At 49.7% G+C, this 21,199-nt stretch carries 22 protein-coding genes; 7 read left to right on the top strand and 15 right to left on the bottom strand.

Annotated elements, in window-relative coordinates; genetic code table 11:
• Window positions 1–88: 88 nt before the first annotated feature.
• A complete protein-coding gene (locus tag M1Q06_RS01060; protein WP_121300672.1) occupies window positions 89–550 on the bottom strand; it encodes a DinB family protein in 462 nt (153 codons plus the stop codon).
• A 219-nt stretch (window positions 551–769) separates the two neighbouring features.
• Between M1Q06_RS01060 and M1Q06_RS01055 the strand changes: the two genes are divergently transcribed.
• Window positions 770–1,771: an EAL domain-containing protein gene (locus tag M1Q06_RS01055; RefSeq protein ID WP_434401018.1), complete on the top strand. Its 1,002-nt coding sequence runs from the start codon at window positions 770–772 to the stop codon at window positions 1,769–1,771.
• A 95-nt stretch (window positions 1,772–1,866) separates the two neighbouring features.
• On the opposite strand, the gene M1Q06_RS01050 is transcribed toward M1Q06_RS01055, so the two are convergent.
• The 4 genes from M1Q06_RS01050 to M1Q06_RS01035 are packed head-to-tail and all read right to left on the bottom strand — an operon-like array spanning window position 1,867 to window position 4,377.
• The gene (locus M1Q06_RS01050; protein ID WP_121300670.1) at window positions 1,867–2,235 is read right to left on the bottom strand and encodes an iron chaperone; all 369 of its coding nucleotides are present in this window, start codon (window positions 2,233–2,235) and stop codon (window positions 1,867–1,869) included.
• Window positions 2,236–2,291: 56 nt separating this feature from the next.
• Window positions 2,292–3,398, bottom strand: a complete 1,107-nt coding sequence (locus tag M1Q06_RS01045) for a mechanosensitive ion channel family protein (RefSeq protein ID WP_434401016.1) — start codon at window positions 3,396–3,398, stop codon at window positions 2,292–2,294.
• Window positions 3,399–3,426: 28 nt separating this feature from the next.
• Window positions 3,427–3,879 carry a PaaI family thioesterase gene (locus M1Q06_RS01040; protein ID WP_434401014.1) on the bottom strand — a complete coding sequence of 151 codons (453 nt, stop codon included), beginning with the start codon at window positions 3,877–3,879 and terminating at the stop codon, window positions 3,427–3,429.
• 27 nt (window positions 3,880–3,906) lie between these two features.
• Window positions 3,907–4,377: an HIT family protein gene (locus M1Q06_RS01035; protein WP_434401012.1), complete on the bottom strand. Its 471-nt coding sequence runs from the start codon at window positions 4,375–4,377 to the stop codon at window positions 3,907–3,909.
• A 141-nt stretch (window positions 4,378–4,518) separates the two neighbouring features.
• On the opposite strand from M1Q06_RS01035, the gene M1Q06_RS01030 reads away from it, so the two are divergent.
• The 4 genes from M1Q06_RS01030 to M1Q06_RS01015 all read left to right on the top strand — a co-directional run bounded on the left by M1Q06_RS01030 (window position 4,519) and on the right by M1Q06_RS01015 (window position 8,394).
• Window positions 4,519–5,193, top strand: coding sequence for a response regulator transcription factor (locus tag M1Q06_RS01030; protein WP_434401010.1), 675 nt, complete (start codon window positions 4,519–4,521; stop codon window positions 5,191–5,193).
• Window positions 5,190–6,569 (top strand): sensor histidine kinase, encoded by a 1,380-nt coding sequence (locus M1Q06_RS01025; protein ID WP_434401008.1) that lies wholly within the window; start codon window positions 5,190–5,192, stop codon window positions 6,567–6,569. Before M1Q06_RS01030 ends, M1Q06_RS01025 begins: the two co-directional genes overlap by 4 nt.
• 116 nt (window positions 6,570–6,685) lie before the next feature.
• Window positions 6,686–7,720, top strand: coding sequence for an ABC transporter permease (locus M1Q06_RS01020; protein WP_434401006.1), 1,035 nt, complete (start codon window positions 6,686–6,688; stop codon window positions 7,718–7,720).
• Window positions 7,721–7,722: 2 nt separating this feature from the next.
• Window positions 7,723–8,394, top strand: coding sequence for an ABC transporter ATP-binding protein (locus M1Q06_RS01015; protein WP_434401004.1), 672 nt, complete (start codon window positions 7,723–7,725; stop codon window positions 8,392–8,394).
• Between the two features lie 42 nt (window positions 8,395–8,436).
• On the opposite strand, the gene abc-f is transcribed toward M1Q06_RS01015, so the two are convergent.
• Together abc-f and M1Q06_RS01005 are read right to left on the bottom strand one after the other, a co-directional pair.
• The gene (abc-f, locus tag M1Q06_RS01010; protein WP_434401002.1) at window positions 8,437–10,077 is read right to left on the bottom strand and encodes a ribosomal protection-like ABC-F family protein; all 1,641 of its coding nucleotides are present in this window, start codon (window positions 10,075–10,077) and stop codon (window positions 8,437–8,439) included.
• A 283-nt stretch (window positions 10,078–10,360) separates the two neighbouring features.
• Window positions 10,361–11,122 (bottom strand): TerC family protein, encoded by a 762-nt coding sequence (locus M1Q06_RS01005; protein ID WP_434401000.1) that lies wholly within the window; start codon window positions 11,120–11,122, stop codon window positions 10,361–10,363.
• 555 nt (window positions 11,123–11,677) lie between these two features.
• On the opposite strand from M1Q06_RS01005, the gene M1Q06_RS01000 reads away from it, so the two are divergent.
• Together M1Q06_RS01000 and M1Q06_RS00995 are read left to right on the top strand one after the other, a co-directional pair.
• On the top strand, window positions 11,678–13,000 hold the full coding sequence (locus M1Q06_RS01000; protein WP_434400998.1) for a hemolysin family protein: 1,323 nt from the start codon (window positions 11,678–11,680) through the stop codon (window positions 12,998–13,000).
• Window positions 13,001–13,034: 34 nt separating this feature from the next.
• Entirely contained in the window at window positions 13,035–14,090 is a 1,056-nt protein-coding gene (locus M1Q06_RS00995; RefSeq protein WP_112232712.1) for a hemolysin family protein, read from the top strand.
• Window positions 14,091–14,167: 77 nt separating this feature from the next.
• On the opposite strand, the gene M1Q06_RS00990 is transcribed toward M1Q06_RS00995, so the two are convergent.
• The 8 genes from M1Q06_RS00990 to glmS all read right to left on the bottom strand — a co-directional run bounded on the left by M1Q06_RS00990 (window position 14,168) and on the right by glmS (window position 20,793).
• A complete protein-coding gene (locus M1Q06_RS00990) occupies window positions 14,168–14,926 on the bottom strand; it encodes a DUF1129 family protein (RefSeq protein ID WP_434400996.1) in 759 nt (252 codons plus the stop codon).
• Window position 14,927: 1 nt separating this feature from the next.
• Window positions 14,928–15,257 carry a PadR family transcriptional regulator gene (locus M1Q06_RS00985; protein ID WP_068459767.1) on the bottom strand — a complete coding sequence of 110 codons (330 nt, stop codon included), beginning with the start codon at window positions 15,255–15,257 and terminating at the stop codon, window positions 14,928–14,930.
• 150 nt (window positions 15,258–15,407) lie between these two features.
• The gene (locus M1Q06_RS00980) at window positions 15,408–15,830 is read right to left on the bottom strand and encodes a GNAT family N-acetyltransferase (protein WP_121300658.1); all 423 of its coding nucleotides are present in this window, start codon (window positions 15,828–15,830) and stop codon (window positions 15,408–15,410) included.
• The gene (locus M1Q06_RS00975; protein ID WP_434400994.1) at window positions 15,827–16,204 is read right to left on the bottom strand and encodes a VOC family protein; all 378 of its coding nucleotides are present in this window, start codon (window positions 16,202–16,204) and stop codon (window positions 15,827–15,829) included. The genes M1Q06_RS00980 and M1Q06_RS00975 overlap by 4 nt, the downstream gene beginning before the upstream one ends.
• A gap of 19 nt (window positions 16,205–16,223) precedes the next feature.
• The gene (locus tag M1Q06_RS00970) at window positions 16,224–17,090 is read right to left on the bottom strand and encodes a YitT family protein (protein WP_434402787.1); all 867 of its coding nucleotides are present in this window, start codon (window positions 17,088–17,090) and stop codon (window positions 16,224–16,226) included.
• Window positions 17,091–17,262: 172 nt separating this feature from the next.
• Window positions 17,263–17,835 (bottom strand): NADPH-dependent FMN reductase, encoded by a 573-nt coding sequence (locus M1Q06_RS00965; RefSeq protein ID WP_434400992.1) that lies wholly within the window; start codon window positions 17,833–17,835, stop codon window positions 17,263–17,265.
• Window positions 17,836–17,972: 137 nt separating this feature from the next.
• On the bottom strand, window positions 17,973–18,848 hold the full coding sequence (locus M1Q06_RS00960; RefSeq protein ID WP_434400990.1) for an AraC family transcriptional regulator: 876 nt from the start codon (window positions 18,846–18,848) through the stop codon (window positions 17,973–17,975).
• A 142-nt stretch (window positions 18,849–18,990) separates the two neighbouring features.
• Entirely contained in the window at window positions 18,991–20,793 is a 1,803-nt protein-coding gene (glmS, locus tag M1Q06_RS00955) for a glutamine--fructose-6-phosphate transaminase (isomerizing) (RefSeq protein WP_121300653.1), read from the bottom strand.
• Window positions 20,794–21,199 lie beyond the last annotated feature (406 nt).

Raw genomic sequence — 21,199 nt, 5'->3', positions numbered from 1 at the left:
CAGGCACGCCGATATGACCATGGAAATGACAATGACATACTCCTGTAACAAAGCCCCGACTGCAGATTCAGTCGGGGCTTTTGTCTAGTTATTGAATTTTGATCGTTTTGCGGATAGCGCTCATCGTTCCGAGATGAAGCGCGTCATGTGAAATCATGAACGCCAGGACTTCCCCGAGCGTCTCCATGCCAAGAAACGGCTCGAGCAATTTACTATCGAGTTTGCCGGCGGTCACACGCTCGATTTGGTCGGGCTGGTCGCGCAGCACTTGCTTAAGTTCTTCTAATGACGGCACGTCGCCTTCCCAATTTTGCGGGGATGTGCCGCTGGCGAATAATTCTTTATAGCGTTGCGGCAAAAACGGCTCCGTGTCGAGTGATTTCGAAACGAAACTATCGATTCCCGTGGCCAGATGCCCCGCGTTCCAGCGGATCGAGTTGCGGAACGGCGTCGGCATTTGGTCTGCTTCTTCTTCGCTCATCTTATCCAACAGTTTGATGATCATGCCGCGCCAGGTTTTCCATTGCCGAAACATTATTTCTTCATTCATCCTATCGCCTCCCGAAAAGTTAATATTCCCATTTTAGCGTTTTCACAGGAAGCTAGGCAAAGCTTCCGACTCGCAGCAATAAAGCAATATCATAAAGGTAACCATTTTTTGTTATATACTTTGCCTTTTATGCCTTATAAGCTAATTTTGTAAAAAATTCTTGTGAATTAAGTCACATCCGATATACTTTAATTACCACAAATTTAAGGGGGAGCATGTTTGAACTGCAATAATTGTTCTGTCTCGACACTGACATTTGATATTCGCCTAAGCGGTGAATTAAACCATTCCATTATTCCCATTGCCATAGATCATTTAGAACGCCAAGGCTTGGACGTCTCTTTGAAAGACAGCCGGCTGCGCATGGGCGAGTTCGGCGCTCGTGAATTTTTGAGTTTTTGTGAAGACCTGCTGGAAACCGAATTGGCTGAATTCCGCATCAACCAGGAAAGTTACCAGCCGATTACCGACATGCACCAAGTATTCGATATGGAATGGATCGATGAAGTCATCCAAAACGAACGCATCGTTTCCCATTTCCAGCCGATCGTCGATCAAGACCGCAACATCTTCGCCTATGAAATGCTCGCACGGTTCCATGACGCCGACGGGCAAGTCATTTACCCGAACACCATCTTCCCTGCAGCGAAAAGCCGCGGCCGCTTGTATGCACTTGACCGCGTCTGCCGGATGACCGCCGTTCGCGCGGCCGGCCAACTGTCCGGTGAAAAAGCGTTCATCAATTTTATCCCGACTTCGATTTACTCGCCGGAGTTTTGCCTGCGTTCGACAATCGACCTGGCCCACCAGACAGGCGTCGACCCGAACCAATTGGTGTTCGAAGTCGTCGAATCCGAGAAAGTCGATGACCTCGAGCATTTGAAGCGCATCCTCGGCTATTACAAATCGAGAGGCTTTCAATACGCACTCGACGATGTCGGTGAAGGCTATAGCACCGCTGAAGTGCTCGACGAATTGAAGCCGCATTTCATGAAGCTCGATATGAAATACGTCGATGGCGTGGCGAACGATTCCGCTAAGCAAGCAGTCGCACAGAGCTTCCTCGAGAAAGCCCAGGCAGTCGGCTCAACGCCGCTTGCAGAAGGCATCGAGACCGAAGAAGATTTCCTGTGGCTGAAAGCACAAGGCTACGAATTATTCCAAGGCTATTATTTCGGCAAGCCGGCGGCAGCACCGCTTGCGGCGAAGACGGCTTCATAACAAAAGGAAGAGACCACGGTCTCTTCCTTTTTTCATTGTCCTAATCAAGTCATGAGAGGAAAATCCCAAACCCTCTCGTTACAGAATAGTTTTATTTACCGCCAAAACTTCTCATAATCCGCTTTGTCTTCGATATTGAATTCAATCAGTTTACCCAGCAATGCGTAATCGACAGGGCTGTCCCAGCTCATGCGGATCAATTGCTTCGTGCTCGAATGGCCGCCTGCTTCAATGTCCTGCTCGAAGCGGTCGATCGCTGCTTTTTCCGGTGCCACCGCCATATGTTTTTTCGCGGTGCTGAACGCGATGATAAAGGTGCCATGATCGGTGAACATCGGCTGATTCCACGCAACACGCGGAACGAGCTGAGGATAGGTTTCCATGACCCATTTCAACACTTCTTCGACCCGTTCGCGGTGATCCGGGTTGTCGATCTTCGCCAAGTACTCTGCAAATTCATTCATCTGTTGTGCCTCCTCTTGTTTGAAGCGGATTTAAAATCCATGACGCTGGAAGGTTTTCATTGCTGCTTCATCTCGGGCATGCTCTTTATATGCAGATCGCGCTGAGGGAACGGGATTTCAATCTCGTGTTCTGCAAACAGGCGGTTGATGCGGAAATTCAATGCGCTTTTTGTGGCGATGACCTGGTTCGAGTTGTCGATCCAGACCATCAGCTCAAAATCGAGCGACGACTCGCCGAACGCTGCAAAATTGACGAACGGTGCCGGATCTGACAAGACGACACCGCCTGCTTGTTCTTCTTCTTGTGCAGCTTGAAGCAATACTCTTTTCACTTTGTCGGCATCCGTCCCATATGCGACACCGACCGGAACCACAAGCCGCATGCGCGGATCGCCGTAGGAACGGTTAACCACTTGCTCCTCCAGGAAATAGGAGTTCGGCACGATGACGTGTTCATTGTGAATCGTCTTGATGACGGTCGAGCGCATCGAAATTTTATCGACATCGCCGATCAAATCATCGATGATCACCCGGTCGCCGACTTTAATTGGCCGCTCGAACAGCAAGATGATCCCTGAAATGAAGTTCGAGGCGATGTTCTGCAGACCAAAACCGATCCCGACGCCAAGCACACCGGCGAACACTGTCAAGGCACTTAAATCCAACCCGACCGTCGTCAAGCTGACGACGATGGCGATGGCCATCACCGTATAGTGGAACATCCTATCGAATGTGTAGCTCATGCCACGGTCCAAGTGGTAGCGCTGATAGACATTCGGCAAAATATAACGCGTGATGATTTTCGACGCCCGGTTGGCAAGCGAAACAATCAAGACGACAAGGATTAATAGGAACGCCGTGATTTCGACATTGCCGATTTCAAACAGGCGATCGAACATCCAGCCCGAATTGGAAAAATAAAAAATCATAAACAGCAAAATCCCATAGGTTGTGGCCCAGTTCAACAAGCTCCGGAGCACAGGGTCAACGTGGCGGAAGACCCGATTGGTGCTTAAGCGGCGAGAAATGCCGAGCACAACCGCCCTGACGAGAAAAATACATGCCACGTAAAACAAAAACAGCAATACTTCTGTCCATTCAATTTGTTCGAACACATCATACCAGCGCTCGGTCAGCTCTTCCGGTTGAATCGTCAATAGCATATCCACGCCCCCCTTCCTATCCGAAGATTCATTCGTCTTCCGTTTCCACGAAATACTGATCTTTCCGGTACGCTACCCCGTCAACCGTCGCGATGATCTCGTCTCCGAGCAGCACGTCGATGCGGTAGAAACCGACGCGAAAATTGCGCTTCGTCTCGATCGCGCGCGCCGTCAACAGGTCTCCCGGTTTTGCTGCTTGGATAAACTGGGCATTGGTCGACAAACCGACCGATGCTTTGCCGTGCGCATTGCTTGCGACCGACATGACATGGTCAGCGAGTGCGTAAATGACCGCACCGTGCGCAGTTCCGTACGCATTGACCATATGATCTTGCACGACCAGCTCCGCCTCGGCCAGCGTCTCTTCGAATTTCGTCAAGCGGATGCCGAGCGACTTGGCATAGGGATCACTTGCCACTTTATTGCGGATTTCCGCGTAATGTTGTTGATGGAGTGCTTGTTCATCGATTCGTTTTGGCATAACAGTCTCCTTCGTCTTCGCTGCGCATTATTTCCCGGGAAACCCCGAGAGTTGCTTTTCAACAGCCACCGCCAATTGAGTGCGCGTATCGGCCAGTTGGTTCTTTAACGCTTCATTGTCCCACTCATCTCCTGTATAGAAACTCGCGAAGGGCTGATTTTTCTCTCTTGGCACGATGTGCAAATGAAAATGCGTTAATTCATCGGCCCCGCCGCCATTTTGCGTTTGCGTAATGCCAAACGGTGCGTAAAGTTCCCTGATGGTCCGGCTCATTACTTGTGAAGCGTTTAAAATGGCAAGTGCCGTCTCGCTGTCCATCTCGTCGATAAACCGGTAATGGGCTTTCGGTAAAATGAGCACATGCCCTTCATTGAACGGATCGTGGTCCAAAAAACACGCGACCCACTCGTTTTCATACACCATGTGCACCGGCAGTTCGCCGTTTGCCAGCCTGCATCCTAAGCAATCTTGTTCATTATGCCGTGAAATTCCACACATTGCCCGCACCCCTTATTCACAGCGACATCAGTTACACTGCAGTTGTTTTCTTTCCATTATACAAGCCAACTTCATCCAGGAAAGGAAAATCTAACGCCTTTTCGCACGATGTCCTATACTAATAGGCAAGGAGGGTTTTACATGATCCGTATTCTTGCAGTAGATGACGATTTACATATGCTTCAGTTTGTCGCCGGGGAGCTCCGGCAACATGGCTACGAAGTGATATCCGCCGAAAATGGTGAACAGGCATTGGCGCGTCTCGAACAGCAACCAGTAGACCTGGCGATTGTCGATGTCATGATGCCCGGAATCGACGGTTTTGAATTAACCGAACGCATCCGCACAGACTACGATATCCCGGTCATCCTCTTGACAGCGCGCCACCACATCGAAGACAAGGAACGCGGTTTTCTTGCCGGATCCGATGATTATTTGGTCAAACCGTTCGAATCCAAAGAATTGCTGTTCCGTGTCAAAGCGATTTTGCGCCGTTACGACCACCCCGAAAACAATACCCTTACGGCAGGGTCTTTAACAATCGACTTAAAAAGCTACGAACTGCGCTCGCCGAACGGCTTGTCGTTTATCCCATTAAAAGAATTTGAGCTGCTCGCCTTGCTCGCCTCGAAACCGCGCCACGTATTTACGCGAGACGCCATTATCGAAAGCGTATGGGGGCTCGATTTTCAAGGGGACGAACAGACCATCAACGTCCACATCAAACGGCTGCGCACCAGGCTCGAGCAATTCGCACCGGATGTCAAGATTGTCACGGTGCGCGGCGTCGGCTATAAACTGGAGGCCGATTCATGAGCTTGTATGTCAAATTCATCTGGTTCACATTCCTGACGATGCTCATCAGCAGCGCCATTTCGTTTTTCGCGATGAACACGCTGTATCACCAATTTTTGAAAGAAGACAATAACGACAAAAACCTCGCGATTGCCGAATCGTTTGCCGGCCATTTGAACAGCCTGCCGCCGAACCAAGTGGAAAGCACACTCGACGTTCTCGGTGACGCCGGCTATCAATTGTATTTGACCGATGGCAGCGATGTTTCGCGCTTCGGCGGCAAATTCCGCGATGAAACGATCGCCCAAGAAGATGTCCAGCACGTGCTCGGCGGCGACACCTTCAACGGCATCCGTGATTTTCCACGCCAAACTTTCGTCACCGGCTTTTTCGCCAATGAACTGCAAAATTCCATCGGCGTCCCCGTGACGCTCGGCGGTGAATCCTATGCTTTATTCCTGCGTCCCGACATCGAGCTATTGTTCCAGGAGCTTCATCTACTGTTCGGCGGCCTGGCCGTTGGCATTGTGCTGTTAAGTTTTCTTGGCATGCTGTTGGTTGCGCGTTTATTGATCCAGCCGATCACGAAATTGACCGAAGCGACCGAGAAAATGGCGACGGAAACCTTTGACGTGCCGCTCGCGATCGACCGGAGGGATGAAATCGGCCGCCTCGCCGACCAGTTCCGGTTGATGCGTTCGCGCATTGAGCAGTCGACCGTCAAGCGCAAGGAATTCGTCCATAATGTCTCACATGATATCCAGTCGCCGCTTCATACGATTCAAAGCTATCTCGGCTTGTTAGAGAAACCAGGCATCAGCGATTCCGACAAGCAGCACTACGCAGACATTATCCGCGAAGAGACGGCGCGCTTGTCTCTGCTGACGACCCAACTCTTGACCTTGGCGTCCGTCGACAAGGAAACACCTGAAGCGCTCGAGACCGTTGCACTTCACGAGCAATTGCATGCGACACTTAGCCATTTGCGCTATGCGTTCGACAACAAAGAACTGGCGCTGTCCGCACAGCTCACCCCAGCCTATACTCTAGGCAACGCGGTGCTGCTTCAAACCGTCTGGGAAAACCTATTGACCAATGCAGTGAAATACAGTGAACAGGGCGGCTCGGTCGACGTAACCCTTACGCAGAGTGAGAACCATATTTATGTCACGGTACGCGATCACGGCATCGGCATGACAGAGGACGAAACGAAACATGCTTTCGAGCGCTTTTACCGCGCGGACCAAGCCCGCACCCGCGGCCAAAAAGGCTCCGGCCTTGGCCTATCGATCGCCAAGGAAATCATCGAACTCCACGGCGGCCGGATCGAACTCGACAGCGCGCCAGGTGCTGGCACCACCGTAACTGTTATTCTTCCAGCCTCATCATCTGTATAGATTCAAAGCCCTCCACAACCGGAGGGCTTTTTTTATTCCAAACTGTCAACGCCCGTTCACCTTCCATTCATCTTGCCTCTATAGACTGAAAGTACACCAAAACGGAGGCGAACAACGTGAACTTAGCATGGAAAGAAATGAAGAAAAGCAAAACGAAATTCGTGATCCTCGGATCGATTGTCTTTTTGATCAGCTTATTGACCTTTATCATCTCAGGGCTTGCGAACGGCTTGTCACAAGACAATGCCGCATTGATCAAGAACTTGCCAGACGGAACGATCTATATGGAAACGGCGGCGGAAGAAACCCACGCCTTATCCGCAATCGACACAGAAACTCAGCAATCAGCCATGTCGGAAAACGACGGCGCGTTTGCATTCTCCATCCAGATGGGTTTTTTATTGAATGAACAAGACGAACAGCAAAGCGTCGCATTCGCCACATCGACCGGTTCGGCTGAATTTCCGGATGTCAAAAAAGGCAAAATCATCCTCGACCGTTCGCTCGAAGAAGACAGCATCCAAAAAGGCGATATCTTTACCAACAGCCAGTTGGATGGCGAATTTACCGTTACAGGCTTTACCGACGGCGCGAAATACAGCCATACACCTGTCGCTTTTATCCATCCGGACGACTTTGCGGAAATGTACCGCACGGAAGACCCGCAAATGCTGTTCCTTCCAGAGATGGCACAACCCGGCGCAATTCCTGGCCTGCAAAGCTTCTCTATAGAAGAATTCCTCAACACTTTGCCGAGCTATAGCGCCGAGCAATTATCGCTGTCGATGATTGTTTGGTTTTTAGTGGTTATCAGCGGCATGCTGTTCGCGATTTTCTTCTATATGATGAACATCCAGAAGCTCGGGCTGTACGGCATCTTAAAAGCGATCGGCGTAAAGACTGGAGCCTTGTTCCGCATGATCTGGACACAGATGCTCGTCATTACTGCGATGGCACTCATCTTATCGATCGCCGTCAGCCAAGTGTTTGAGACACTGGCACCAGGCGAAATGCCGTTCCACTTGCCGATTGATGCCACGCTGCAATTAACAGCGGTGTTCTTTGTTATCGGATTTGCCGGGGCCACTTTATCGGGCCTTCAGATTCGCAAAGCCAAGCCGCTTCAAGTCATTCAACAAGGAGAAGGATAAGCATGATTTTCACGACACAAGACATCCGAAAGACTTTCAAAACGGGTGAGGTAGCAGAAGAGATTTTAAAAGGTATCGACTTGTCGCTGACACAAGGCGAAATCACCGCACTCGTTGGCGCATCGGGCTCCGGCAAAAGCACGCTTCTGACGATCGCGGCGGGGCTTCAGCTCGCTTCCGGCGGCGAGATCCATTTTGACGGCGAGGAATTGACCGCCATGAACCAAGAACAGATTCGCCAAATCCGTGCGGAATCGTTTGGCTTTGTGTTCCAGTCCGCGCACCTCGTGCCGTTTCTCACGGCCGAAGAACAATTGCTGCTCATGCTCGAGACAGCCGGCTCCCTGCTTTCGAAAAAACAACGCCGCGATGAAGCCGCGCGAATACTCCAGTCGGTCGGCATGGACCACCGGAAAACCGCCTATCCCGCTTCGCTGTCCGGCGGCGAAAAGCAGCGAGTCGCCATCGCTCGGGCCATCGTCCACCAGCCCAAGCTTTTGTTCGCGGATGAACCGACGGCAAGTTTGGACTCCATCAAGTCTCACGAAGTGATGGAATTGCTTCAGCAACTGACGAAAACATTGAACATCGCCACCTTGATGGTCACCCACGAAGAAGACATGCTCGCCTACGCGGACCGCGTCATTACCATGAAAGACGGGCGTTTGGCATAAAAAAAGAGACGGCCGCGGCCGTCTCTTTTTCGTTATCGCTGTCTACTCCAGTTCCTTCAAATGCTTCGTCAATTCCATAAAGCGCCGGTCGAGTTCTGCGTAGCCCTTGTCTTTCGGCTGCATGAAGCTCAGTTTGCCGAGTACGGCTTGACGCTCCGTCTCGAGTTTCAGCCGAAGTTCACCGGTGCTGCCAAGCGCTTCTTTTGGCGGCGCTTCCCCGAGCTGCTTGCGGATCGTTCCGCCTTCAAACACCAGTTTGCCATCCGTCGCCTTGTCGAGCAAATAGCGGTCATGCGATACGACGAGAAGCGTGCCTCGGTAGTCCGCCAAGGTCGACTCCAATTGTTCGCGCGACGGCAAATCCAAATGATTGGTCGGCTCATCGAGCAATAGGGCGTCTTTATCTTCCAAGATGAATTTCATCAATTTGCATTTGACCCGCTCGCCCATGCTCATCTCTCGGATCGGCTCCAGCCATTGCTCTTTGCGGAAGCCTAAATGCTTCAATAAGTTCTGCACACGCCCCCGCTCTTTGAACGTGAACTGCTCAAATAATTCGGCAGGCGTCCGCTCAAGCGGCAAATCAAAGACGTCTTGCGTCAAATAGCCGATAGAGGCAGAAGGCGATAGCCAAAGCTCCCCCTCACTTAGCGGCTCTTCGCCCGCCAGCATTTTCAAAAACGTTGTCTTGCCGCTGCCGTTTGCGCCGACAACCGCGATTTTCTCCCCGTGCTGGACTGTAAACGAAGCGTTCTTGAATAATGGCATGTCGCCAAACGATTTCTCTAGCTTTTTCACTTCCAAAAAGCGTTTCCCGGCTTTCGGATTGGCACGGAAAGCAAAGTACACCTCGTATTCCGGTTCGACAGCGTCGACCGCCGCGTTCGCCAATTCCTTCTCCAGGCGTTTTTGCTTTGATTTCACTTGCGCGTCCATGCTTTTGGCTTTGACCCGGTAATATTCCTTATAGCCTTCCTGCTTGGTGGAATTGGCATGCGCCGATTCAGACCAGGAGGAAAGCTGCTTCATCTGGCTTTCGATCCGGTCGACGCGTTTTTGTTGTATGTCATAGGCGTGCTGTTGATTTTTACGCTGTTGTTCGCGGAATTCAATATAATCGCTGTAATTGCCGTTATAGCTGTGGATCTTGCCATTTTCAATCGACCAGATCTTCGTTGCGATTTGATCGAGGAAATAGCGGTCGTGCGAGACGATCGCGATGGCGCCTGGATAAGCGTTTAATTCGCGCAGCAAATGGGCTGTGCCTTGTGCGTCCAGATGATTGGTCGGCTCATCCAATAGCAAAAGATCCGCTGGCTGTGCTAAGCCTTTCGCAAGCCTCGCCTTTAGTTTTTCGCCTCCGCTCAATTGAGCAAAATCGCGGAACGGGACTTTCCATCTGTTCAATAGCGCTTGTTCCGCTTTCGTCACGTCTTCAAAAGCGTAATCCGGCAATTCCTGTTCGACTGCCCGCACGCTCATATCCGGTGCGCCTTGAATCAACTGTCCACTGGCCGGTGCGATGTCGCCGGAAATCAGCCGCAACAGCGTCGTTTTTCCAGCGCCGTTTTTCCCGATGATGCCGATGCGGTCGTCGCTCATGATGTTCGCCGTCACGTCCTCGAATAATAGTTGTTGTTCGATTTCCAAGGATACGTTCAATAATTTCATTAGTTCTGTCATGCAGAACCACCCCTTCTCGTTTTGGACAGGGAGAATTAAAAAATCCTCCCAAATCTAAATTTGGAAGGATTAGCCAGTACATTTTGGGTGTGTCAAATAAACTACAACACCTTATGGATGAAATGGGCAGACTAATCCTATGTTTTTGCCTTCGAAAAATAACTATTTCAAATGACTAAAAATATAGGTTAGTTACGCATTGTCCACCCATCAACTCGTTTCATTTCAGAATTGAGTTGATTTTATCATGCAGGAACTTTGCTTGCAACCGGGCCAGCCGGAATTACGCAGCGCTTTGTTCGCGCTTTTTCTTGATGCTGACAAGTGCGCCGACTGCCACGATGGCAAGAAGAACGCCCCAGAAGATCAATTTCCATTCTGTCGAGTGAGCGAAATCGTACGGCAAGATGCCGACGCCTTCGTGCCCGAGCGTCAACACGGTCAATTTCACGCCGACCCAGCCGACGATGACGAAAGCTGTCGTTTCAAGCTGCGGATAGTTCGCCAACAGTTTGACGAATTTATGCGCCGCAAAACGCATGATGACGAGTCCGACCAAACCACCCGTCAGCATGACAGCGAACTGGCCACCGTTGATGCCGCCGATTTCCATGGAACCAAGATGCGGCAAGGTGATCGCAAGCGCCACCGCTGCGAGCATCGAGTCGACTGCGAACGCGATGTCCGCCAGTTCTACTTTCAATACCGTCATCCAGAAGCCAGAACCTTTTGTCGCTTCCGGCTCGATGGTGTGTTCTTTGCCTTTTCGCTGATCGTAAATATGCTTAAACGCAATAAACAATAGATACGCTGCACCGAGTGCCTGGATCTGCCACACATCGACGAGCAAAGTAATCATGAATAAAGCCGCAAAACGGAACACGAACGCTCCGAGTAACCCGTAGAACAATGCTTTTTTCTGTTGCGCTTTCGGCAAGTGCTTGACCATGACCGCCATGACGACGGCATTGTCCGCAGCAAGCAAACCTTCAAGTGCCACTAAGACGAGCAGCACCCATAAATACTCCAATAAAATTGCTTCCAACTGAAAAACCTCCTTAATTTTGACAACAAAAAAGACCCCTGCCTATAGAAGGCAAAGGTCTTGCTAAGCAAAATGATTTTGCTATCACAACCGATGGATACGATCCATGTAATGACGACTGTGAAATAGGTTTCCCCATAGCTACTCCCCTTTGACGTGATGTCAAGGTCTATTGAGTTGTTAAAAAAAGTATAGCATAAAAAAACAAAAAAGCTACTACATAATATCGCCAATTTTCGGGATTGTTTATCCATCATTCTCCTGAATATTTTGCAGATTCCTGTCATTAATATGGTATTATACTTCTTAATCACTGAAGGAGGGGAAACCATTGGGAAGGGAATAGCGACACTTATTTATGCACTCAAACGAAGCATCCGCTTTACACCGTTTTGCATGAACAGTTGCACCCGTGCGGACCGCCTCATTTCAACGAACGGAGTTCACCTGTCATCGTAAGCGGCCATTTTGAATAACATCAGCCATGCCCCGTGGAAAATTACGGACGCCGGCTGAACTATTTATGGAGGTGAATCCCTTTTTAGGGAATCTTACGTGGACATAATCACATTATTGAATCTAGCTTTGCTTGTACTATTGCTCGCTTTGACCGCCTTTTTCGTCGGTGCTGAATTCGCGGTCGTCAAAATCCGCATGTCGCGCTTGGACCAGCTCATTGCAGAAGGCAATAAAAAAGCCGTGCGCGCCAAAGAAGTCGCCGGCAATTTGGATTATTACCTGTCCGCCTGCCAGCTCGGCATCACGGTCACAGCACTCGGCCTCGGGGCGCTCGGGAAACCGACCGTCGAACGGCTCATGTATCCGGTCTTCGACTTTTTCCAAGTGTCGGATTCGGTCGCATCCGCCGCTTCCTATGCGATTGCTTTCCTATTGGTGACGTATCTTCATGTGGTGCTCGGAGAAATGGCGCCGAAAACGCTCGCCATCGAATACGCTGAAAAAATGTCGCTGCTGTTGGCTCCACCGCTGTATTGGTTCGGCCAAATCATGAAGCCTTTCATTTGGGCGTTGAACGGAGCAGCCCGCCTATTGCTCAGAGTTTTCGGCGTCCAGCCAGGCCATGAGCAGGCGTATTCGGAAGACGAGTTGAGAATCGTCATGGCGCAAAGCTATGAAGGCGGTACCATCAATCAAAATGAGTTGTCTTATATGGAAAATGTCTTCACATTCGATGAACGTTCGTCAAAAGATATCATGGTGCCACGGACCGAGCTCGTAACGCTCGACCTCGATATGCCATCTCAAGAAATCATCGATGTGCTCGATGAACATAATTACACGCGCTATCCCGTAACAGAAGACGGCGACAAGGACCGGATCATCGGTTTTGTCAGCGCCAAGAAAATGCTGCCGCAAATCGTCGCGGGGCGTGATTGGAAGCTTCATGATTTTGTCCGCGATGTTCCAACCGTATTCGAGATGACGGATTTGCAAGGTGCCTTGCTGCGCATGCAGAATGCCCGCGTCCACCTAGCAATTGTGGCGGATGAATACGGCGGGACCGCCGGCATGCTCACGCTCGAAGACATCCTCGAAGAAATTGTCGGCGAAATCCGCGACGAATTTGACGAAGACGAAGAGCCGGAAATCAAGAAAATTGCAGATCGCGAGTACGTACTGAATGGCCGCGTGTTATTGAAAGAACTCGAAGAACGTTTTGGCGTAGACTTCGACAATAGCCAGGACATCGACACGATCGGCGGCTGGATCCACTACCGCACGACCGGAGAAATCGAAATTGGCGAGCCGTTGACGTATAAAAATACGGAATGGACCGTCACCGATATGGACCACCAACAAATCAAACAAGTTTTGTTTAAGCAAAAACCGAAAAAATCTCAAGACCAAATCGACTAACTGGAGGTGAGCCCCCGATTCTGGGGGATCCAACTTGGATGGACAAATAATAATTAACTTATTGCTCGTAGCTTTAATGATTTTGGCGACTGCGTTTTTTGTCGGCGCCGAATTCGCTATTTTGAAAGTACGAATGTCACGGATCGACCAATTGATCTCAGAAGGCAATAAAAAAGCCGTGCGCGCCAAAGAAGTGGCAGATAAACTCGATTATTACCTTTCTGCCTGCCAGCTCGGCATCACAATCACGGCATTGATTCTCGGGGCGCTCGGGGAACCGACCGTTGAGCGCTTATTGCATCCACTGTTTGAGGAGTTCAATTTATCCCCTGCCATCGCGACCATCTTGTCGTACGCCATTGCCCTTAGCATCGTGACCTTTTTGCACGTTGTCATCGGCGAACTGGCCCCGAAAACTTTGGCCATTCAATATGCAGAACGCATGACTTTATTGCTCGCCCCGCCATTGTACTGGTTCGGGAAAATCATGGGCCCATTCATCTGGTTGTTGAACGGTTCGGCACGCTTGTTTTTACGCTTGTTCAAAGTGGAACCGAGCGGCCATACGGAAGCACATTCCGAAGAGGAATTGAAATTGATCATGGCTGAAAGCTACCAAAGCGGCGAGATCAACCAAACTGAGCTGACGTATTTGAAAAATATTTTCGATTTTGACGAGCGCATCGTCAAGCACATCATGATCCCGAAAGAGAAAATCGTGTCGGTTGAGAGTTCTTTGACACAGGAACAACTTTTCAAGGTACTCGATGGTCATGAGTATACACGCTATCCTGTGACAGAAGGTGGAGACCCGAACCGTCTGCTCGGATTCATCAACACCAAAGAATTGCTGACGAGCATGGCGGCCGGCAGAACCCAGACACCGGAATCGTTCCTGCATCCGATGCCAAGCTTCCCGGAAAACACGCCGATCCAAAAAGTGCTCTCGAGCATGCAGCAAAGCCGGACGCATATGGCCGTCATTACCGGAAAAGACGGACGCATCGCAGGCCTTGTGACAATGGAAGACATTCTCGAGGAAATCGTCGGCGAAATCAGCGACGAATCATTCGAAGCCGGTACCATTTAATTGATTTATAAGAAAAAAGAGCTGCTCTGGCAGCTCTTTTTTTTTCAGCGAAGATAAGCCCTGCTCTAACTCATCGTTCAAGCGGTTTTACGACGTTTTCGCATCAACAACCAGATGAAGGCAATGCCAATCAAGACGAAAATCCCGATAGTCATGGCGATGTATACCGGATCTTCATTTACATCCTGAGGGATCCATTTTTCCGCAAGCGGCCCCGCACTCATTAACGCCGCGACGATAATCGTAATCCAGGATTTCGTGTACAGCGCATAGGCGATAAACGCGACAAGGCAGACGGCGACAATCATATAATTCTGTTCAGCCGTTGCCGTGAAGTAAGCCGCTGTATTCTCTGGAACCATCCATAAATAAAATGCCACCCAAAAGCCGATGACCAAAGTTGAAATAGTTACCGCGATCACGCCGAGCTTTACCGGCTGATCGTGAAACTTCGGAAACACTTTGAAAATCAAGAAACTGTAGATAACAAGGCTCAAGACGACCGGAATGATGCCCCAAAGTACCGTTTGCGATAAGTTGAAATCCCCTGACAAAGCCGGGATGTATGCCAAATACGCGAGAATCACCAACACCGTCGCTGGAATGAGGACCATCAATTCTTTCGCCGCAATCGGCAGCGTCGCCCCGATGCTCTTCATATACTGTTTCGGGTTTTTCCCGACGATGCTCTCGACACTTTTGCCGTGTTTCTCCGATTCGATCAAATGGCTTTCTAGTTCATCAACCACTTCGTTGATGTCCTCATCGCTTTTTCCCCGCTGCACCAAATACATGCGCAGTTCAATCAGGAATTGTTCAGATTTTGCAGATAGCATATCATTGCCCTCCTTTAGTGATGACCGCATCGACCGATTGCTTCAAATCAGCCCAGCGCCCAAGAAATTGCTCCAGTTCCGCTTGTCCCGCTTCCGTTAATGAATAATATTTACGCTTCGGCCCGGCTGTCGATTTCCGTTGCACACTCGACACGAGCCCCTCTTTTTGCATCCGCAATAATAGCGGATAGATGCTGCCTTCGCTGAATGATTGAAACCCGTAACTCTGCAGCTTTTCGGCCAGTTCATAGCCGTAAATCTCGCCTTCTTCGATAATCGACAAGATGCAGCCGTCTAAAATCCCTTTGAGCATTTGTGTAGAATCCGCCACTTTGCGCATCAACCCTTTCTTTGTCACTCCGCTACCTTGCAATGCAAGTGTTATAAAATCATCATAAACGATAAACCCTTGCATTACAAGTTAGTGAATGAAATTTTTTCCATAGAAAAAACCAGCCTGCATTCAGGCCGGCCTTGTGCTTTAATTCTCTAGTCGTTTTTGCAGAAAATACTGGCTGAATCCTTTTGGGTGGTCTTCAAGCATGCCGAACACTTCGTAGCCGTTTCGTTTGTAGAAATCAGGCGCCTGGAAGCTGAACGTATCGAGCGTGATCAAGCGGCAACCTTTTTCTTTCGCCGCCTGCTCCATCTGCTCAAGCAATGCACTGCCTTGACCTTGCCCTCTCAGGCTGTCATCCACCCACAAAAAATCGACATGCAAATGCTGCCAGAACGTAGTAGCGGTGAGGCCGCCCATGATTGTCCCGTCATCGTCTTTCAGCACAAAATTCAGATGCTCCACCGGTGTCTTGACCTCGTCCGGCAAGTTTTTCATATTGTGTTCGATCACTTTTTTTCTGATGAATTCACTGTCTTGTTGATTTGACCCAGCAATAATTTTCATTGGTTGCTCTCCTCCACGGATTGAATCATTTCCACACGGTTGCCGAACGGATCGCGGAATTCAAAACGCGCAAATCCCGGAATCGGCACCGCCTCCAGAATTTCAACAGCGTTCGTTTCCAGCCGCTCGCGCCAATAGTGTATATCTTCCACTTGATACGCGAGATGCGCTTTTGTCCCCAAACGGTCAAAGCCGTCTTCAGTCCCGACATGCACTTCCTGACGGCCGACCACGAGCCAAAAGCCGCCGCGTCCTCTCAATGCTTCTGGCTTATCGATTTCCTGCAAGCCCAATAGCTCACAATAAAACGCTTTTCCTTCCGCTTCTGCCCCTTTTGGGATGGTAATTTGTGCGTGATGCAATCCGATGATCATATCGTCTCCCCCTGTTTCATTAATGGATATCGCGCTTTTTGAAATTGCCGCCTTTCACTTCAGCGACGTCATACACCGCCACAAAAGCCTGCGGGTCGATTTCGTAAATGATTTCCTTCATCTTGCTATCTTCAAGGCGGTTGATGATGCACGTGATTTCCTTATAGTCCTCGTTGGTATACGCCCCTTTGACCAAATTGTATGTAGCACTGCGCCCCAATCGGTCGCGGATCGTCTCGACCATATTCTCGGGCTCGCTTGTGATGATCTTATACGTCTTCGAACCGCTCAAGCCTTCCTCCACCATATGGATCACTTTGGAGGCAATGAAATAAGCGATCCCCGACAAGAACGCTCCTTGCAATCCGAAAACCGTCGACACGACGATAAAGACGAATAAGTTCAGGAATAAAATCAAATCACTCGTGCCAAACGGCAATTTCCGTGACAGCAATACCGCGAGCATATCGATGCCGTCCAACGCGCCGCCGTTGCGCAAAGCAAGCCCCATGCCGAAACCGATGATGATGCCCCCGACCACGGTCACGAGCAGCGAATCGCCTTCAACAATCGGCGGGACATGGTGCATGATAGTCGTCCCGTATGCCAACGCGGCAATGCCGATCACCGAATAGATGGCAAAACTCTTACCGATCTGTTTGTATCCGAGATAGACGAATGGGATATTCAGCAAGCCGATTAAAATCCCGAGTTGCATGCCGGTCAGCTGTGAACCGACGATGCTCAGCCCCGTCACGCCGCCATCGGATACATTGTTCGGAATCAATACAGCTTCGAGCCCATATGCGGTAATAAATCCGCCGATGATGACCGCAATGGCCCGCAAGATTTTCTTGGCGCGCTTGTTTGTTCTTTTTTCTGTTATTTTCCCCACTCAAATTCCTCATTTCCTGCAAACTCTTTGTTGTCTCTTTTCATAATACACTTTCTTCCATACCGGTTAAAATGATATCGCAGCTTTCATTCTCAACAAAAATAAAATCCTGGATGACAGACGCCATTGTTCGCGTCTGTCATCCAGGATAGAAGGGAAAGTGTTATTCGTTGGATCCTTTGCGTAAAGGTTCCAATGCGTTTGTCCAAGCGTTCACTTGGTCAAGCATGGCATTGACCGATTTTTCGTGGACTGCTGCCGGCTTAAATTCACTCATTTTCACGAAATCCGTAAACAAGGACATGGCAGGATGGGCCCTCACCGTGGCCACTTGCAGTTCCGCCATGATGATGCGCAAGGATTCCGCTGCCCGGACGCCGCCTGCTGACCCATAGCTGACAATGCCTGCCGCCTTATTATTCCATTCGATGTACAAATAATCGATGGCATTCTTTAACGCTGACGTAACGCCATGGTTGTACTCCGGGCAAATGAATACATAACCGTCCAACTCCGCAATCTTTTGCGCCCATGGAATGGCTTCAGGCGTCTGATAGTCCTGGCTATACGCCGCAGAAACCGGCTCTGCATACATCGGCAGATTGTATTCAGCCAAATCCACGATTTCATATTCCGCATCCCCGCGCTGGTCGGCGATGCCTTTCACCCATTCCGCCACTTGCAAACTATTGCGCCCAGGACGTGTGCTGCCGGTAATGATGCCTATTTTCGTCATAACTCCGCCTCCTTTATGATGAACCTCTCGTGCCGCATGTATGCAGATCTCGATGCCCTTTCATCATAGGAGAAAAATCATTTCTTTTCAATTAAAAGATTGAATATTCTTTCTTTATGCGTTCCTGTTTATTTCTATTACTCATTTGGAACCGGTTTTTTCACCGTCATCCAAATTTCGCTTTTCACATGGGCGGGATCCGACAAATCACCCGTAAATGAAATTTCCGGAGCTTCGGCCAGTTCATAGCCGGACGATGGCAGCCATTCGGAGACGATTTTTCCCCAAGTCTCTTGCATCACACGTGGAAATTCCCCTTCTGCTGTAAACACCGCCCACGTAAGTGCGGGCACTTCGACTCGGTCAAGTCCGTTACCAGGCTCGACATTTTTCATCGTCAAAAAGCCGATCATGTGATCCAAACTGCCTTGTTCATCCATGCGCCCTTCGTCAAAATTGAATGATGCATTGATCACTTGATGCGGTTCCATATCTGCATAACTGCGCATTTCCTCACGTTGTTCCGCTGAGATGCTTTTGGCAAGCGTCATAATTTCTTCATTTTCCCCTTCGAATTGGATCGCTACTCGTTTCTTCACGCCAATAATAGTGAACGCCTGTTTTTCTTCGATGCGGTATTCCATTTCTACTCCTCCTTTTACAGTTAACTGGAAGGTCAGTTTTGGGAACGACTTCAACATGCCGCTCTTTTGGACCGTTGAAGGATTGATCCCTGCCCATTCCTTGAAAGCACGCGAGAATCCATCGGCTGAATCATAGCCATATTTGAACGCTGCTTCCGTCACACTCATGCCAGCGTGCAAGTCCGCTGCGGCGTTCGACAGCCGCCGCTTTCTCATATACTCGCTCAATGTGAAGCCTGACAGGAAAGAGAACATCCGGCGAAAATGGTAAATGGAAGTGCCGGCTATGCGCTCTAGCTCGCGTTCGTCGATCTCCTCTTCCAAATGCGCTTCAATATAGGCAAGCGCTTCATTCATTTGTTTCAGCATATTTCCTGCCTCCTTCCTGCTTTCATTATAGATGCCCCCGTTTTTTTACACCCGACAAAAACGATACGGCTTTTGGCGGATTCCAATATTTTCCCCAGGAAATAAAAAAACCCCCGCACGGATGCGGGAGTTCGCTCATTGCTTATTCAACTGTTACGGATTTTGCCAAGTTGCGCGGCTTGTCGACATCGCAATCGCGGTGTAGAGCAGCATAATAGCTGATCAACTGAAGCGGGATGACCGATACAAGCGGCGTCAACAATTCATGGACTTTCGGCAAGACGTGGCTGTCGCCTTCTTCATTCAAGCCTTCCATGGAGATGATGCACGTATTTGCGCCGCGTGCCGCCACTTCTTTGACGTTTCCGCGGATGTTCAAGTTAACGGATTCTTGCGTCGCGAGCGCGATGACCGGTGTACCTTCTTCGATCAATGCGATCGTGCCGTGCTTAAGTTCCCCGCCAGCAAAGCCTTCTGCTTGGATGTAAGAGATTTCTTTCAGTTTCAATGCGCCTTCAAGGCCGACGAAATAATCCATCAAACGTCCGATGAAGAAGCAATTGCGTGTAGTCGAAAGGTAATCCGTTGCGATTTGTTCAAGTTCTTCTTTCATATCGACTTGTGCTTGCACAGCGTTCGCCACGATGCCCATTTCCTGGACCAAATCGAAACCGATATCACGGCCGCGGCGTTCTGCCGTTACTGCTGCAAGGATTGAAAGTACAGCTAACTGCGCTGTATACGCTTTTGTCGATGCTACCGCAATTTCAGGGCCTGCATGCAACAATAAAGTATGGTCCGCTTCACGCGAAAGCGTAGAGCCTGCCACGTTAGTGACCGTCAGTGATGGATGGCCCAATTCCTTGATGCGCACCAATACTTGGCGGCTGTCCGCTGTTTCGCCGGACTGGGAAATGAAGATGAACAACGGGTTTTCAGAAAGAAGCGGCATGTTGTAGCCGAATTCGCTCGCTACGTGCACTTCTACTGGAATGCCTGCCATTTTCTCCAAGTATTCCTTGCCGATCAAGCCTGCATGGTAGCTCGTGCCTGCAGCAATGATGTACAGGCGGTCTGCTGATTCCAAAGCATCCAAAATCCCGGAGTCGATCGTCAATTGATCATTCTCGTCTTGGTAAGCTTGGATGATTTTGCGCATAACCGCTGGCTGCTCATCGATTTCTTTCAGCATGTAATGCGGATATGTGCCTTTATCGATATCGCTCATGTCGATTTCTGCTGTGAATGGGTCGCGTGCCACTTCTTCGCCGTCGAGCGTCAAGATCTGTACGCTTTCTTTTTTCACGATGACGACTTCTTTGTCCATCAATTCAACGAACTGGTCTGTCACTTGCAGCATCGCCATTGCATCAGATGCGATGACATTGAAGTTCTCGCCAAGTCCGACAAGAAGCGGGCTCTTGTTTTTTGCTACATAGATCGTCTGCTCTTCTTCTGCATCAAGCAAAGCGATTGCGTACGAGCCTTTCATCAATTTCAAAGCCTTGCTGAACGCTTCTTGTGTCGTCATGCCTTCCTCAACGAATTTGCCGATCAATTGCACGATGATTTCCGTATCCGTATCAGACTCCATTTCCACGCCTTCCAAATGGTCGCGCTGGATGTGGTGGTAGTTCTCGATAACGCCGTTATGAACAATCGTGAAGCGGTCTGATGTATTCTGATGCGGGTGAGCGTTAACTTTGCTTGGCTTGCCGTGCGTTGCCCAACGTGTATGCCCGATTCCTGTGTTTCCAGTTACATCGTCTTCCACGACTCCGCGCAAATCTGCAATGCGGCCTTTTTCCTTGAATACTTTGATGCCTTCGCCGTTGCGTACTGCAATCCCCGCTGAATCATATCCACGGTACTCCAGACGCTCCAAGCCTTTCAATAAAATCTCTTTTGAATCCTGTTCTCCAATATACCCGACAATTCCACACATAATTTATATTCCTCCAATTTTCTAAATGTCAAAATAAGCGTTCGCAAACGCTTTGTTGTGAGCCCGTGCAAGCTGGTTGTCCAATCGATCACTCGACTGTTTTAAGCATGCACATAACGACCGGGCTTCGCGGCCGGGAGGTATCCGCCGAAATCTCGATACTCCTCCTCCTCGTCTACTGAAGACTGACTGGTCCGTCCGAGTTCTTCAGTACAGGCGCTATAATTGGTTTCCTTCGCACTTACCTCTATCCCCCTTTTGCATCGGCGCTAAACCGACTCCCTAATCATAACCGCTCCTTACAATTCCGTCAATCAACGCACAACTTCCCTTAGGACAATCCACACAGTCATCTTCCAGCGGCTGGTTCATAGCTCCTCACGTTTTCTAACTATTTTCAGCTCTA

It is taken from the genome of Planococcus sp. 11815 (assembly GCF_051096385.1).
Lineage (GTDB): Bacteria > Bacillota > Bacilli > Bacillales_A > Planococcaceae > Planococcus > Planococcus citreus.
The sequence above is the reverse complement of the archived record's forward strand: the minus strand, read 5'-3'. Positions and strand labels throughout refer to the sequence as shown.

What these genes read in the sequence shown, in the direction of transcription:
- M1Q06_RS01030 (WP_434401010.1), top strand. Translation starts at nt 4,519, where the DNA reads ATGATCCGTATTCTTGCAGTAGATGACGATTTACATATGCTTCAGTTT.
- M1Q06_RS00975 (WP_434400994.1), bottom strand. Translation starts at nt 16,204, where the DNA reads ATGATCATCGGATTGCATCACGCACAAATTACCATCCCAAAAGGGGCA.
- abc-f (WP_434401002.1), bottom strand. Translation starts at nt 10,077, where the DNA reads ATGACAGAACTAATGAAATTATTGAACGTATCCTTGGAAATCGAACAA.
- M1Q06_RS00960 (WP_434400990.1), bottom strand. Translation starts at nt 18,848, where the DNA reads ATGCTGAAACAAATGAATGAAGCGCTTGCCTATATTGAAGCGCATTTG.
- M1Q06_RS01045 (WP_434401016.1), bottom strand. Translation starts at nt 3,398, where the DNA reads ATGCTATTGACGATTCAACCGGAAGAGCTGACCGAGCGCTGGTATGAT.
- M1Q06_RS00965 (WP_434400992.1), bottom strand. Translation starts at nt 17,835, where the DNA reads ATGACGAAAATAGGCATCATTACCGGCAGCACACGTCCTGGGCGCAAT.
- M1Q06_RS01015 (WP_434401004.1), top strand. Translation starts at nt 7,723, where the DNA reads ATGATTTTCACGACACAAGACATCCGAAAGACTTTCAAAACGGGTGAG.
- glmS (WP_121300653.1), bottom strand. Translation starts at nt 20,793, where the DNA reads ATGTGTGGAATTGTCGGGTATATTGGAGAACAGGATTCAAAAGAGATT.
- M1Q06_RS01060 (WP_121300672.1), bottom strand. Translation starts at nt 550, where the DNA reads ATGAATGAAGAAATAATGTTTCGGCAATGGAAAACCTGGCGCGGCATG.
- M1Q06_RS01050 (WP_121300670.1), bottom strand. Translation starts at nt 2,235, where the DNA reads ATGAATGAATTTGCAGAGTACTTGGCGAAGATCGACAACCCGGATCAC.
- M1Q06_RS00980 (WP_121300658.1), bottom strand. Translation starts at nt 15,830, where the DNA reads ATGAAAATTATTGCTGGGTCAAATCAACAAGACAGTGAATTCATCAGA.
- M1Q06_RS01035 (WP_434401012.1), bottom strand. Translation starts at nt 4,377, where the DNA reads ATGTGTGGAATTTCACGGCATAATGAACAAGATTGCTTAGGATGCAGG.
- M1Q06_RS01025 (WP_434401008.1), top strand. Translation starts at nt 5,190, where the DNA reads ATGAGCTTGTATGTCAAATTCATCTGGTTCACATTCCTGACGATGCTC.
- M1Q06_RS00990 (WP_434400996.1), bottom strand. Translation starts at nt 14,926, where the DNA reads ATGCTATCTGCAAAATCTGAACAATTCCTGATTGAACTGCGCATGTAT.
- M1Q06_RS01040 (WP_434401014.1), bottom strand. Translation starts at nt 3,879, where the DNA reads ATGCCAAAACGAATCGATGAACAAGCACTCCATCAACAACATTACGCG.